Genomic DNA, 14,567 nt, shown 5'->3' with positions numbered 1-14,567 from the left:
CCGGCCGGGAGGCGGACCGTGAAGAGTGCGCCGCCGTCGTTGGTGACGGCAATGGTGCCGCCGAGCCGGTGCACGGCCTGCCGAACCAGTGCCAGCCCGAGACCGCGAGTTCCTGCCGTGCCTTTGGAGCTGGAGCCCAGCGTGAAGATCGTGCCGAGCTGGGCCTCGCTCAAGCCGGGCCCACTGTCGCCGACCTCGATGTCAACAAAGCCGGCGTCGTCGCCCGCTGTGTGGATCGAAAGCGAGACGGACCGTTCCTCCGAGGAGGCGGCGGCATCGAACGCGTTGTCCAGCAGGTTGCCGATGATCGTGACGAGGTCCCTCGGATCCATGCCGTGGGTTTCGAGGGTGCCTGCAACATCGATGTCCAGGTGCAGCCCCCGTTCGTTCGCCTGCGCCGCCTTGCCCACCAGGAGCGCGGTGATGAACGGTTCGTCGATGGCGGCCACCACCTCATCGGTGAGCTGCTGCGACTGCTGAAGGTCCCTCGTCGCAAACTCGAGGGCCTCCGTCCCGCGATCAAGTTCGATGAGGGACACGATGGTGTGCAGACGATTGGCGTGCTCATGGGTTTGCGCCCGAAGCGCTTCGGTCAGGGTACGCATGGTCTGAACTTCGTCCGAGAGGGCCTCCAGCTCGGTGTGGTCGCGGATGGTGGTCACTGTGCCCAGGGGCTTTGTTCCCGACGCCGGGACGGCCGGTTCCTGGTTGACCACCAGCACACGGTCATCGGTGACATGGATTTCGTCCACCGCGCGGCGGCCGCTCGCCAGCAGCTCGCGAATAGAGGGCGAGAGTCCGACGTCGGACGCGGGCTTTGGCTCGCCCGGAACCGACGGCGGCAAGTTCAGCAGCGCTGCGGCCTGGTCGTTGTAGAGCACCAGATCCCCCCGAAGGTTGGTCAGCGCCAGGCCGTCACGCACGGAGTGCAGCACTGAATCGTAAAACACGAACATGCGCGAGAGCTGTTCGGTGCCAAGGCCGAGCGTTGCCCGGCGAAGGTGGCGGCTCAGCACCAGGGAAACGATTGTTCCGGCGGTGAGCGCACCGGCTGCAATGAGCCAGACGAGCGGCAACTGCGCATTGCGCGCAATGGACACGGTGTCCACGGTGACACCGGCCGAGACCAGGGCGGTGACGGTGTTATCCGGTGTAGTGACCGGGACAATCGCACGGACTGACGGTCCCAGTGTCCCCGTGAACAACTCGACGTGAGGGACTCCGCCAAGCGCCTGCTCAACCGATCCGATGTACTGGCCGCCGATCTCACTGGGGTTTCGGTGGGTGTAGCGGGTGCGGTCGGTGTCCATAATGGTCACGAAATCGACGCCGAGCTCATCCATCACTTCCGCTGCGTAGGGCTGCAGGAGGTCCGAGGGATTCGGTGACTGCACCGCTTCAAGGACGAAGGGATCGTTGGCGAACGTCGTGGCGACTGCGAGCATGCGCGCCGATGCGGAATCGAAGGTGTTGTCCTCCGCATCGAGGTAGAGGACCCAGGAGATGGTCGTGGTCAGCGCGAGGACGAAGACGAGTTGGCCAATGAAGAACTGACGTGCCAGGCTCCAGTTCCTCACTCGGATCACGCTCCTTCCGCCTGCGACGGCGCCCGTTCTTCTGGCAGTTGCCCAGCATTGTTCACGGTCCGGCGAACAGTATGAACGCAATCGTGACCGGCATCACTCTAGCGCTCACGATGGTTAGGAACCGGCCATCGGGCCGCCTACCAGCATAAGGAGTAAATAGCATGGCGAAGATGCCTGCACAGTCTGCCGCTTCGGTCGACAAACCCCGCAAGAAGGTGGATAAGACCCACTTTCTCTACATTGCCGTCATCGTCGCCGTCATCGCCGGCGCAATTCTTGGCCTCGCTGCGCCTGAGGTTGCCAAATCACTCAAGCCCATCGGCACGGCCTTCATCGGTCTGATCAAGATGATGATCGCCCCGATCATCTTCTGCACCATCGTGCTGGGCATCGGGTCCATTGCGAAAGCGGCAACTGTCGGCAAAGTCGGCGGTCTGGCCCTCGGATACTTCATGCTGATGTCCACGTTCGCCCTGGGAATCGGCCTCGTGGTCGGAAATATCGTCAAGCCCGGTGCAGGCCTGGACATTTCCGGCGCCACCTATGAGACGGAGAGCAAGGAAGCTGAGGGAACGGTTGACTTCCTGCTCGGCATCATTCCGGACACCCTGCTGTCCTCGCTGACCGGCACCAGCATCCTCCAGACACTCTTCGTCGCCCTGCTGGTCGGTTTTGCGCTGCAGAAGATGGGAACGGCCGGTAAGCCGATCCTGCGCGGCATCGGCCACATCCAAGCGCTGGTCTTCCGCATCCTCATCATGGTCATGTGGCTCGCACCGATCGGCGCCTTCGGGGCCATTGCCGCCGTCGTCGGTGAAACCGGAGTCCAGGCCATTGTGAGCATGTTCACCCTGATGGCCGCGTTCTACGTCACCTGCATCATCTTCATCGTCGTCATCCTCGGCGGTCTCCTCAAGATCGTCACCGGCATCAACATCTTCAAGCTGATGAAGTACCTGGGCCGCGAGTACCTGCTCATCTTCTCGACCTCGTCCTCGGAAGCAGCACTGCCCCGCCTGATCGCGAAGATGGAGCACCTGGGTGTCTCCAAGCCGGTAGTCGGTGTCACGGTTCCTACCGGCTACTCCTTCAACCTTGACGGCACCGCCATCTACCTGACCATGGCATCGCTGTTCGTTGCCTCCGCCCTCGGTACCCCGCTGGCGCTCGGCGAGCAGATCTCGCTGCTGATCTTCATGATCATCGCGTCGAAGGGTGCAGCAGGTGTCACTGGCGCAGGCCTGGCCACCCTGGCAGGCGGCCTGCAGTCGCACCGCCCCGACCTTGTGGACGGCGTCGGCCTCATTGTGGGCATTGACCGCTTCATGTCCGAGGCACGCGCACTGACCAACTTCACCGGCAACGCCGTTGCCACCGTGCTGATCGGTACCTGGACCAAGGAGATCGAGCGCGGTCAGGTGGACGAAGTGCTGGCCGGCCGCCTGCCCTTCGACGAAGCGACCATGACTGCCGGTCACTTCGAAGATGCCAAAGCGGACACCGCCGAGGACGGCGCAGAAACCAAGACCGACATCGCCGAAGCCCACATCACCGGCCGCGAAGCGGAAAGGGTCGGCGCCACGCGCTGATCCCCCCGTTGAATTGTCAGGACACGCCCCTTTTGCAGGCTCATAGGGGGCGTGTCCTGCTGTTTCATTGACCTCCACCGCCAGCCAGGCTCTCAAGCTTGAACCTCAAGTTGAGACTCAAGGCTCGCGCACCGCGAACACTACATTTCCACGGCTCCGGAGGGGAGCGGTTGTAACGTGGGGAAGCAAGCGAACAGTAACTTGTTACTGGACAAGCACTAGACGGAAGCGTGGATAGATACGTGAGTAGCGAACAGGGTTCCACAACTCTGAAGGACGCAACCGACTCAGAGATTGGCCCCACCGGACGTCCGGTCACCGAATTTCCCGAACCGCCGGTGCTGGCCTCCCATGGCCCAGCCCGCGTCATCGCCATGGTGAACCAGAAGGGTGGTGTCGGCAAGACCACGTCCACCATCAACCTGGGCGCCGCGCTCGCAGAAGCGGGCCGACGTGTCCTCCTCGTAGACTTCGATCCGCAGGGTGCGCTCTCCGCGGGCCTCGGCACCAACCCGCATGAGCTCGACGTCACCGTCTACAACGTCCTCATGGACCGCAAGGTCAACATCGAGGACGCCATCCAGCGCACCGGCGTCGAGAACATCGACCTCCTCCCCGCGAATATCGACCTCTCCGCCGCCGAGGTGCAGCTGGTCAATGAGGTCGCCCGCGAGCAGGTCCTGGACCGCGCATTGCGCAAGGTCGAGGACAACTACGATGTCATCCTCATCGACTGCCAGCCATCACTCGGTCTCCTGACAGTCAACGCGTTGACCGCGGCGCATGGTGTCATCATTCCGCTCATCTGCGAGTTCTTCGCGCTGCGCGCCGTTGCGCTGCTGGTTGAAACCATCGAGAAGGTTCAGGACCGCCTCAATCCGCGACTACAGGTCGATGGCGTCCTCGCAACCATGTACGACGCGCGGACCCTCCACAGCCGAGAGGTCATCGCCCGTCTCGTGGAAGCCTTCGGAGACAAGGTCTTCGAAACGGTCATCAAGCGCACCATCAAGTTCGCTGATGCCACCGTCGCCGCAGAGCCGATCACCACCTACGCCGGTAACCACTCCGGCGCGGATGCCTACCGCAACCTCGCCCGGGAGCTCATCTCCCGCGGCGGCGCGCCTTAGCAGGCACCCCGCCTGATGGCGCAGGACGCTCACGACGACGGCGGCGCCCCCCTCGCGCTGCCGGAGCCTGAGAAGGCCGGGCGGTTCGAAGTCCGGCTCGACAACTTCAACGGACCGTTTGACCTTTTGTTGAGCCTCATCTCCAAGCATGAGCTGAACATCACCGAGATTGCCCTCGCGAAGGTCACCGACGAGTTTATCGGCTACATCCGCGCTTTCAGTGCAGCCGGGGACAGTTTTTCACTGGACGAAGCAAGCGAATTCCTTGTCATCGCCGCGACCCTCCTGGATCTCAAAGCGGCGCGGTTGCTGCCATCGGGGGAAGTTGAGGACGAGGAGGACATCGCACTGCTCGAGGCCCGTGACCTTCTCTTCGCGCGCCTGCTGCAATACAAGGCATTCAAGGAAATCGCCCGGCAGTTGGGCACGCGCCTCGCCGAAGAGGCCGGACGCTTCCCGCGTGAGGTAGCGCTTGAACCGCAGCTCGCCGCAATGATGCCCGAGCTCACCTGGCGAATGTCGCCGTCGGACTTTGCCGCGATCGCCGCGAAAGCGCTGGAGCCCCGCGAACCGGCGCCTACCGAAGTGGGCATTGGTCACCTCCACGCTCCGGCAGTAAGCGTCCGCGAGCAAGCCGACATCATCGGGCACCGCCTGCGGGAGCAGGGAGTCCTGTCCTTCCGCCAGCTCACGGCAGACGCGGACTCACTTGTTGTCGTCGTCGCCCGTTTTCTTGCCCTGCTGGAAATGTTCCGGGACATGGTCATCACCATGGACCAGGCCGCGCCGCTGGGGGAGCTGACTGTCCGGTGGTCGGCGGGGGAGCGGGACTGGTCAGCGGAGCGCATCAGCGAGGAATACGATCAGGACGTGTCGCCGGTTGTGGATGAGAACGCAGAAGGAGGAGTCCGTGAGCGAGCGAACTGAAACACCTGACGGCACTCGCGGTGAGCCGGGCGAGGGGTCGGTGACTGACGTCGCCTCTTTATCCGGCGGAGTGCCGGCCGCAGTCGAGGCCGTGCTCCTTGTCGTTGAGGAACCGGTGACCGAGATGCAGTTGGCCACAGCGCTGGAAGTTCCTGTCCAGCAGGTGCAGGAAGCGCTCGCGGAATTGATGGCCGAGTATGACGGCTATACTGGTCAGGGCCCGGAACCCGGACCAACGCGGCGTCGGGGTATTGAGCTCCGAAATGTCGCCGGCGGGTGGCGGTTCTATACGCGCAGCGAGTTCGCTGCCGTCGTCGGACGGTTTGTTCTCGACGGACAGAGTGCGCGGCTTTCGCAGGCAGCTCTGGAAACCCTCGCCGTCATCGCCTACCGGCAACCGGTCTCACGCTCGCGGGTGTCGGCAATCCGCGGGGTGAATGTGGACTCCGTGGTCCGCACCCTTGTTCAACGTGGACTTGTCGCCGATGTTGCTACCGATCCGGAGACCGGCGCGGTGCTCTACGGAACAACACCGCTTTTTCTGGAAAGATTGGGTATTGGCACCGTTGCCGATCTGCCCAAGCTTTCTCCGCACCTGCCCGGACTGGAAAACCTGCAGGACTTCGATCACACCACGTACTGACGTACAACAGCTAAGGACTTTCAATGACACAGGCGCCCCGCTCCGGATCCGGAAGGAACCGCGACGGCCGTAATCCTGCCTCCGATTCCGGGGGCAAGCCCGCCAGGGACGCCGGTGACGCGAAGCCCGCACGCGCAGGCAGGGAGTACGACGGCCCCAAACGCACCGGTGCTCCCAAGAGTGCGGGCGCAGGCGGTTACAAAGGAGCCGGTGCTGGCAAGAGCGCAGGCGGTTACAAGGGTGCCGGTGCTCCGAAGAGTGCGGGCGCAGGCGGTTACAAGGGTGCCGGTGCTCCCAAGAGTGGCGGCGCAGGCAAGGGCGCTCCGAAAGCAGCGCGCAGCGGTCAGCGTGGTGCTTCCGCCGGGTCAGCGCCCTTTGGCAAGGAGCGGTTCGGCCGCAATCTCGGCGCAGTGCACCGCCCCCGCCGCCCCAAGGCTCCGCCCGTCGACCGGCTCGATGTGCACAATCCCGACGGCGTCCGCCTGCAGAAGATCATGGCGTCCGCCGGCGTCGCCTCCCGCCGGGTGTGCGAGGACATGATCCGTGACGGCCGCGTCGAGGTTGACGGCACCATAGTGACGGACCTCGGCGTGCGCGTCGATGCATCGACCGCAGCGATCCACGTCGATGGCCTCCGTCTTCAGCTCAACGAGACCATGATGTACTACGCCTTCAACAAGCCCAAGGGTGTCGTTTCCACTATGGAAGACCCCGAAGGCCGCCCCTGCATCAGCGACTTCCTGAAGAACCGCAAGGGCGAGCGTCTCTTTCACATCGGCCGCCTCGACGTCGCAACCGAAGGCCTGCTGCTGCTGACCAACGACGGAGAGCTGACCAACCGCCTGACGCATCCGTCGTTCGAGGTGCCCAAGACCTACCTGGTGCAGGTCCGTGGCCCCATGGCCCACGGCATCGGCGCCCAGATGAAGGAAGGCATCGAGCTGGAGGACGGCATCGCCCGGGTCGATTCCTTCAGGCTTGTCGATTCCACTCCTGGACACGTGCTCGTGGAGGTCGTTCTCCACTCGGGCCGCAACCGCGTGGTGCGCCGCTTGTTCGATGCCATCGGGCACCCGGTCGAGCGTCTGGTCCGCACCCAGTTCGGTCCAATTCGCGTCGGCGACCAGCGTCAGGGCAGCATCCGCGTTCTCGGCCGTCAGGAAGTTGGGCACCTCCTGGCCGCTGTGGAGATGTAGCCGATGACCGTAACAAACGGAGGCACACACCTGTCGGGGCCCGTGCTTATCGTCGGCACCGGGTTGCTCGGCACCAGTATCGGGCTCGGTCTGCGCGCGCGGGGAATCGATGTTGTCCTGTCGGACATCTCCCCGTCCACCCAGGCGGTGGCGCAGGACATCGGAGCCGGCCGGCCGCTTGAGCCGGCTGATGCCGCATTCGCGCCGGAACTCGTGGTTGTTGCAGCGCCGCCTGACGTCACCGGTGCGCTCGTGATTGATGCGCTGGCAGCCTATCCGGCCGCCGTCGTCGTCGATATTGCAAGTGTCAAGGATGCGGTGCTGAAGCCGGTTCTGGAAGCAGCCGACGACGACGCCCTCTCACGCTATGTAGGCACCCACCCGATGGCGGGGCGCGAAAAATCCGGGCCGGTAGCGGCCCGCGCTGAGCTTTTCACGTCCATGCCGTGGGTGATCTGCGCATCCCAGCGCAGTGCGCCGGAAGCGGTACGCACGGCCGAGGCCCTGGCTATCGACCTGGGCGCAGTCGTATCGCGGATGTCCGCCGAGGAACATGACCAGTCAGTTGCGGTTATTTCACATCTGCCGCAGGTGTTGTCGTCCCTCCTGGCGAGCCGGCTGCAGGACACGCCCGCACACGCGCTGTCCCTCGCCGGGAACGGGCTCCGGGACGTGACGCGTATCGCCGCGAGCGACCCCCGGCTGTGGGTCCAGATCCTGTCGGCGAATGCCGGCCGGCTCGTGGAGATTCTCTACGGGGTGCGCGAGGACCTGAACCGGCTGATCAGGACGCTCGAAAATCCGGCGGGGGAGGGCGCCCGCCTGGACATGGCACAGCTGATGGCCGAAGGAAACATCGGCCAGGCACGTATTCCAGGCAAGCACGGCACACCGCCGGAAGCCTTTGCCCGGCTTACCGTGCTGGTCGATGACGTTCCGGGGCAGATCGCGCGGTTGCTCACCGACATCGGGGAAACCGGAATCAACCTTGAGGACCTCCGCCTGGAACATTCACCTGAGCGGCAGGTGGGCATGGCCGAGGTCTCCGTACTGCCCGGCAAGCGGCACGAGCTCACCGATTTCCTGACGAACCGCGGTTGGAAGGTGGTCCAGTGACTGCATCTCTCGCCCACTTCCGATTGGGCAAATCACTTGTCGTGGCCATCGACGGGCCGTCCGGTTCGGGCAAGTCCAGCGTCAGCCGGGAAACTGCCCGACGGCTTCACGCGGCCTACCTCGACACCGGCGCAATGTACCGTGCGGTGACACTTCACTGCCTCGAGAAGGGCGTCGATTTCTCCGACGCCGGCGCGGTGGAACGAGCCTCCCGTGAACTCGATCTGTCCATCAGTACCCGGCCGGATACCGAGTCAGTATTGATCAGCGGAATCGACGTCACGGACGCCATCCGCGAACCGCAGGTTTCGCAGGCCGTCAGCGCCGTCGCGACCACCCTCGGTGCGCGCAGCGAACTGATCCGCCGGCAGCGCCAGATCATTGCCGACTCCCACCACCGCATCGTGGCAGAAGGCAGGGACATCACCACCGTCGTCGCCCCTGACGCGGAAGTACGCATCCTGCTGACCGCCAGCGAGGAGGCGCGGCTTCGGCGACGCGGGGATCAACTCGGCGGTACCCAGACAGTCGAGCAACTGAAGCAGCAGGTCCTTGCGCGTGACGCAAAGGACTCCTCAGTGGTGAATTTTCAGCAGGCCGCAAACGGTGTAGTTACCGTTGACTCATCGGACCTGGATTTTGAGCAGACAGTGGCGGCGGTGCTCGACGTCGTTCGCACTGTCGCCCACCAATAAAACGAAGGATCGCGAAATATGAGCGAGAACCAGACCGGACTTGAGGAAGAGTACGAGCCCACGGGCGAGGACTCCGTAGCCGAACACATCCACGCCCTGGATGATGCGGAGGCTGAGCGTCGTGCTGAATCGCTGCGCGCCGGTCTGGAGGACTATGAGCTGGACGAGGAGGACGCAGCCCTCCTCGCGCAGGAGTTGGGCGATTACGACGACGACGCCCCGGTCCGGCTGGATCCGGTCCTTGCGATCGTCGGGCGTCCCAACGTCGGCAAGTCGACGCTCGTTAACCGCATCCTCGGACGCCGCGAGGCAGTCGTGGAGGACACTCCGGGTGTCACGCGTGACCGCGTGATGTACTCGGCCACCTGGAACGGCAACGACTTCACGCTGGTGGACACCGGCGGTTGGGAACATGATGCGCGCGGTATTCACGCTCGCGTCGCCGACCAGGCTGAGGCCGCCGTCGACCTCGCCGATGCCGTGCTGCTTGTTGTGGATGCAACGGTCGGGGCTACCGCCACCGACGAGGCGATCGTGCGGATGCTGCGGCGCAAGAAGAGGCCGGTCATCCTGGTCGCCAATAAGGTCGACGACATCCAGAATGAGGCCGATGCCGCAGCGCTCTGGTCGCTTGGCTTCGGCGAGCCGATGCCGGTGTCCGCGTTGCACGGCCGCGGTACGGCGGACATGCTGGACAGGGCTGTTGAGCTCATGCCGGAGTTTTCCGAGCACGGCGGACTGGAGCGTTCCGGCGGCCCGCGCCGGGTTGCGCTGATCGGGCGTCCGAACGTCGGCAAGTCCTCACTGCTGAACAAGTTGGCAGGTACCGAGCGGGTTGTCGTTGACCCGTTGGCCGGCACCACGCGCGATCCCGTGGACGAGATGATCGAGCTCGGTGGCCGTGTGTGGCGCTTCGTCGATACTGCGGGCATCCGCCGACGCCAGCATATGGCGCAGGGCGCCGATTTCTATGCGTCGCTGCGCACTCAGTCCGCGCTGGAGAAGGCGGAGGTCGCCGTCGTCCTCCTCGCGGTTGATGAGGTGCTCAGTGAGCAGGATGTGCGGATCCTCAATCTGACCATTGAATCCGGCCGTGCGCTGGTGCTCGCGTTCAACAAGTGGGACCTGCTCGACGACGAACGCCGCCGCTACCTGGAGCGCGAGATCGAGCAGGACCTGGCGCACGTGGAGTGGGCGCCACGCGTCAATCTTTCCGCGATGACCGGCTGGCACAAGGACCGTCTTGTACCTGCACTTGATCGGGCGCTCGAGTCCTGGGACAAGCGCATCCCCACCGGCAAACTGAACGCGTTCCTTGGTGAGCTCGTTGCAGCCCATCCGCACCCGGTGCGCGGTGGAAAGCAGCCGCGCATCCTGTTTGGGACGCAGGCCTCATCGCGTCCTCCGCGTTTTGTCCTCTTCACCACCGGATTCCTCGACCCGGGATACCGCCGGTTCATCACGCGCCGCCTGCGTGAGACGTTCGGTTTCGAGGGGACGCCGATCGAGGTTTCGATGCGCGTTCGGGAGAAGCGCGGACGCAAGAAGTAGATGCATCGTCGCCCTGCACCGGTTCGCTGGTCAGGGCAGCGATAGGATAGGATTCTTGAGGTGGTTCGGACCGTATGTCCGCGCCAATCGGGATGTGGCGCAGCTTGGTAGCGCACCTGACTGGGGGTCAGGGGGTCGCAGGTTCAAATCCTGTCATCCCGACAGCGAGGTCCCGGAAACTTACGGTTTCCGGGACCTTTTTCCTTCCCCGGGCGTCCTTCGGGGCGGAGTTTCCGCTCCCCGCTACCTGGACATGGCGCCGGTGATTTCCTGCGCTGAGAGCCTGCGTTCGCCTACGTAATAGAGAACTGAGCCGGCAGGCAGCGGCGAGTCCCATCCGGGATTGATGACGGCTCCTTCGTGTTGAACTGCAAGCACCGTCGTAGTGAACTTTCGCCCCAATGCTTCCTGCACCTGGCCGAAGTTCATGGTCGACAGCGTGTCAGGCAGCGTTGTGCTGTAGGTATTCCTGCCCCCATGGGACATCAGGTCCGCGTAGACAATTGCAATACCCGGGTCTTGGAGTTCTTCGATAGCGAGACGCGGTGAGTGCCACTGGACGCAGCGGACGTCGTCGTCCACGTAGGAGAAGTTGCGGGCGCGGCTCATATCCCGCAACGTGACAACGATGTGCGCGTCGGGGTTTACGTGCGTGGCAGCCACAGTGATGGTCAGCGCTTCATTATCATCCCGAGCGTCGATGAGGATCCGCGTTGCGCGATGGACCCCGGCACGCTTCAGCACGCCTTCTTCGGCGAGGTCACCGCGGACAAAGCCGAGGTTGGCGTGGTCCGACATGGGGTTTTCGGCGACGTCTTCCCAGGTGCATAGCGCCACTGGGTCAGCGCTGTCTGCCAGGATCTCCTGCACCAGCCGTTCGGTGCGGCCGGGCGTGTAGCCGACAATCACCAGGTGGTCCGACATATCGAGGTCTGACTGACCCTTCATGCGCCGTCCTTTCGCGTTTTCGATCGCGGTTGCGATGCGGGTGAATAGCGTGGTCAGGGTAACGATGCCGCCGATGATGACGTAGACGCCAACAAGGTGCCCGCCGACTGTAGTGGGAAAGAAATCGCCGTAACCGACAGTGGAAGCCGTAACCATGAACCACCACCAGTAGTTCTCTGGTGACGTGATGGTGTTGCTGGATGGCTCTGCCCATGCCATGAGCGGCCAACTGGTCAGGAACACTGTAAGGATAATGAGACCCGGCGCCACCCAGATGCGGGAGCGGCCAAGTCGGCGAATCAAGCGGGAGAGTACAAACGGCACCCGGCGTTCCTTCCTGGGGATGGGCGATCACTTTCTGACCCTATGCCCTTGGGCCCGGCACGCTTCGAGCCCGTGAAGATTCAGTGGAACGTGTCCGGGCGTGAGAAGTTGGATGTGTGAATAATGTCCCGAAGAAGGCAAAGCCGGCGCGGCCGCAGCTTATTTTTGATGTCGTGAGTGCTTCCTGGCTGACCCCTCACATGGTGCGGGTGACACTTGGTGGACCTGCATTCGACCAGTTTCAGCGCAAGGACGTCACTGACAGCTATGTGAAGCTCTTGTTCGCGAAGCCGGAACTCGGACTTGAGCCGCCCTACGATCTCGCTGCGCTTCGTGAACAGCTGCCGCCCGAGGACGTTCCGGTCACCCGTACCTACACGGTTCGGCAGGTCAATTCGATTGACCGGACCATCGACATCGATTTTGTCGTTCACGGTGATGAGGGCTTGGCCGGTCCCTGGGCGGCCCAAGCAAAGCAAGGAGACCCGATCGCATTGATGGGCCCGGGTGGAGCCTACGCTCCTGACGCGAATGCCGACTGGCACCTATTTGCCGGTGATGAGTCAGCGCTGCCTGCCATTGCCGCGGCCCTTGAGTACCTGCCGGAGGAGGCTGTGGGCGTTGCTTTCCTTGAGTGCGGCGGAAACGACGACGTCCTCGAGCTCTCGAAACCGTCCGGTGTAGAGATCGTTTGGGTTCACCGTGACGCGCGTGATGACAGGACGAAGTCGCTACTCGCCGCTGCGGTCACCGGATATCAGTGGCCGACTGGACGCGTACAAGTCTTCGCGCACGGCGAGCGGGAATCCATGAAGGCGCTGCGGGACGTCTTCCTCAAGGATCGCGGATTGTCCAAAGACCAGCTCTCGTTGTCCGGATATTGGGCTGCTGGGCGTACCGAAGACAAGTTCCAGGCCGAGAAGCGCGAGCCGATTGGTGTGGTCCTCCCTACGTGACCCTTTCGACATGCTCGATCTGCGGCATGCTCGATCTGCGGCGTGCCGCGTCGGGTGCGTTCGTGGTCCTGCAGAGTATGTTGGACGCATGGCATCCGAGGCGACAGTCTTATCCGTTGATGGGCCGCACGGCACCCGCGAAGTACGCATCTCGAGTCCCAGCCGTGTCATGTGGCCGGCACTCGGACTGACGAAGCTTGATCTGGCGAAGTACCTCATCGATGTAGGCGATGCCTTCATTGCGGCCAATGGAGACCGTCCGCTCGCGCTGCAGCGTTTTGGGGACAACATCGATGGTGACCAGTTCTTCTCGAAGAACCCGCCGAAGGGTGCACCGGACTATATCCGCTCCGTGAAGGTCGAGTATCCGAGTGCGCGGTCCCACCCGCAGCTGGTGATAGATGAGCCGGCGGCAGCGGTGTGGGCAGCCCAGATGAATACCGTCGTATTTCACCCGTGGCCGTCCCGTGCCGACAACTCGGACAACCCAGACCAGCTGCGCATCGACTTGGATCCTCAACCCGGCACCGATTTCGACGACGCCGTGCCGGCTGCGATGGAGCTGCGGAAAGTGCTGCAGGAGGCCGGGCTCAACGCATTTTTGAAGACGTCGGGTAACAGGGGGATCCACGTGTACGCGCCTATTGAGCCCGTGCGGGAGTTCCTTGATGTACGGCATGCGGTGATTGCTGCTGCCCGTGAACTTGAGCGGCGTATGCCTGAGCAGGTGACCACCTCCTGGTGGAAGGAGGAGCGGGGCGAGCGGATATTCGTCGACTTCAATCAAGCGAACCGGGACCGCACTATCGCAGGTGCATATAGCCCGCGGGCGCTCTCACACGCTCCGGTTTCCTGTCCCATAACGTGGGAAGAGCTTGAGAGGATACACCCCAAGGACTTCACGATCCTGACGGTGCCGGATCGGCTGCGTACGGTCGGTGACCCGTGGGCCGACTTCCACGAGAAGCCAGGGACTATCGACACGCTGCTCGAATGGTGGCAACGGGATCTGGATTCCGGTCTCGGGGAGCTGCCGTTTCCGCCCGATTACCCCAAGATGCCGGGGGAGCCCCCAAGGGTTCAGCCAAGCCGGGCGAAGAAAGACAAATAGGTCTGGCTAACACCCCCACGCTGACGGGTTTTCTGCGCAGGTGCCGTCCACAAGCCGGTTATCCGAGCGCCAGATACTGATCAGGTGCGGGTCTGATTGAACCGCGGCTTGTCCCGCGATAGGAATCCATGGCCCGCCATTGACCGAATAGTCCCCATTGAAGCGGGTAGTGAGGACCAGGTTGTAGTCCCCGGTCTCGCCGTAGGCATGACTGGTGGGTGTTTCCACCAAGAGCCAGTCCGACTCGGGGACGGCGTTCCCGGCGGTTTGGGTGGTCCGGGTAGTGCCGTCGCCATAGTTCCAGTCGTAGGCCACCGGCCAGGCACGGATCCGCACCTGGTCGCCGAGGGTTTCGAAGGCAAACTCTTGTTCTTCAACGTCCGCCCAGAAGTTGTTGTGTCCGCCCAGTAGCCCGAAGTTGTTCGGCTCTGAAATTACGGCAGCGGCGATGATCGGCTGACTCTGGAAGTCCTCGAGAGTGATGACTACCGCCGGTTCCGCCACCTCTCCGCCGTTCGGCGGCTCTGGCGCAGGCGAGCCTGGATAGAGGCAGGTTGTGTTCCCGGTTGAAGTCTCCGTCGGGGGAGTCGTGGAGCTGTCGATAGCAATCCACTCGACCATGGCACCGTCGGGTTCAGAATCGCATTCAGCGTCAATGGTCACGCAATCTGCAGGGCTAAGGAAACTTTCTACACCCTGCAGACACACACGCTCGTATGTATAAGTCACATAGGGGTCGGGCAGCGCTACTGGTGCTTCGCTTCTTGGCGCTTCTGCACTGCCAGTGTCATTGCC

At 63.2% G+C, this 14,567-nt stretch carries 13 protein-coding genes and 1 tRNA gene; 11 read left to right on the top strand and 3 right to left on the bottom strand.

Features of this window, described 5'->3' with window-relative positions; genetic code table 11:
- Positions 1–1,577: sensor histidine kinase (locus tag P4U43_RS05750; RefSeq protein ID WP_277357854.1), on the bottom strand; the 1,577-nt coding region annotated here is incomplete at its 3' end.
- A 170-nt stretch (positions 1,578–1,747) separates the two neighbouring features.
- Here P4U43_RS05750 and P4U43_RS05745 point away from each other — a divergent pair.
- The 9 genes from P4U43_RS05745 to P4U43_RS05705 all read left to right on the top strand — a co-directional run bounded on the left by P4U43_RS05745 (position 1,748) and on the right by P4U43_RS05705 (position 10,595).
- Entirely contained in the window at positions 1,748–3,175 is a 1,428-nt protein-coding gene (locus tag P4U43_RS05745) for a cation:dicarboxylate symporter family transporter (RefSeq protein ID WP_277357853.1), read from the top strand.
- 242 nt (positions 3,176–3,417) lie between these two features.
- Positions 3,418–4,305 (top strand): ParA family protein, encoded by an 888-nt coding sequence (locus P4U43_RS05740; RefSeq protein ID WP_056547036.1) that lies wholly within the window; start codon positions 3,418–3,420, stop codon positions 4,303–4,305.
- 15 nt (positions 4,306–4,320) lie between these two features.
- Positions 4,321–5,232, top strand: a complete 912-nt coding sequence (locus tag P4U43_RS05735) for a segregation and condensation protein A (RefSeq protein WP_277357852.1) — start codon at positions 4,321–4,323, stop codon at positions 5,230–5,232.
- Positions 5,216–5,875, top strand: a complete 660-nt coding sequence (gene scpB, locus P4U43_RS05730) for an SMC-Scp complex subunit ScpB (RefSeq protein WP_404800706.1) — start codon at positions 5,216–5,218, stop codon at positions 5,873–5,875. Before P4U43_RS05735 ends, scpB begins: the two co-directional genes overlap by 17 nt.
- Positions 5,876–5,898: 23 nt before the next feature.
- Positions 5,899–7,071 carry a pseudouridine synthase gene (locus P4U43_RS05725; protein ID WP_277357851.1) on the top strand — a complete coding sequence of 391 codons (1,173 nt, stop codon included), beginning with the start codon at positions 5,899–5,901 and terminating at the stop codon, positions 7,069–7,071.
- A 3-nt stretch (positions 7,072–7,074) separates the two neighbouring features.
- Positions 7,075–8,187, top strand: coding sequence for a prephenate dehydrogenase (locus P4U43_RS05720; protein WP_277357850.1), 1,113 nt, complete (start codon positions 7,075–7,077; stop codon positions 8,185–8,187).
- A complete protein-coding gene (gene cmk / locus P4U43_RS05715) occupies positions 8,184–8,882 on the top strand; it encodes a (d)CMP kinase (RefSeq protein WP_277357849.1) in 699 nt (232 codons plus the stop codon). The genes P4U43_RS05720 and cmk overlap by 4 nt, the downstream gene beginning before the upstream one ends.
- 18 nt (positions 8,883–8,900) lie before the next feature.
- Positions 8,901–10,433, top strand: coding sequence for a ribosome biogenesis GTPase Der (gene der, locus P4U43_RS05710; RefSeq protein ID WP_277357848.1), 1,533 nt, complete (start codon positions 8,901–8,903; stop codon positions 10,431–10,433).
- Positions 10,434–10,521: 88 nt separating this feature from the next.
- A tRNA-Pro gene (locus P4U43_RS05705) sits at positions 10,522–10,595 on the top strand.
- An 81-nt stretch (positions 10,596–10,676) separates the two neighbouring features.
- On the opposite strand, the gene P4U43_RS05700 is transcribed toward P4U43_RS05705, so the two are convergent.
- Positions 10,677–11,705, bottom strand: a complete 1,029-nt coding sequence (locus tag P4U43_RS05700; RefSeq protein WP_277357847.1) for an ion channel — start codon at positions 11,703–11,705, stop codon at positions 10,677–10,679.
- 173 nt (positions 11,706–11,878) lie between these two features.
- Between P4U43_RS05700 and P4U43_RS05695 the strand changes: the two genes are divergently transcribed.
- The gene (locus tag P4U43_RS05695) at positions 11,879–12,661 is read left to right on the top strand and encodes a siderophore-interacting protein (RefSeq protein ID WP_277357846.1); all 783 of its coding nucleotides are present in this window, start codon (positions 11,879–11,881) and stop codon (positions 12,659–12,661) included.
- Positions 12,662–12,749: 88 nt separating this feature from the next.
- On the top strand, positions 12,750–13,772 hold the full coding sequence (gene ligD, locus P4U43_RS05690) for a non-homologous end-joining DNA ligase (protein ID WP_056547061.1): 1,023 nt from the start codon (positions 12,750–12,752) through the stop codon (positions 13,770–13,772).
- A gap of 6 nt (positions 13,773–13,778) precedes the next feature.
- Here ligD and P4U43_RS05685 read toward each other — a convergent pair whose 3' ends face one another.
- Positions 13,779–14,435: a hypothetical protein gene (locus P4U43_RS05685; RefSeq protein ID WP_277357845.1), complete on the bottom strand. Its 657-nt coding sequence runs from the start codon at positions 14,433–14,435 to the stop codon at positions 13,779–13,781.
- Positions 14,436–14,567 lie beyond the last annotated feature (132 nt).

Origin of the sequence: Arthrobacter vasquezii (assembly GCF_029455255.1) — a bacterium.
Taxonomy (GTDB): Bacteria; Actinomycetota; Actinomycetes; order Actinomycetales; family Micrococcaceae; genus Arthrobacter_D; species Arthrobacter_D parietis.
The sequence above is the reverse complement of the archived record's forward strand: the minus strand, read 5'-3'. Positions and strand labels throughout refer to the sequence as shown.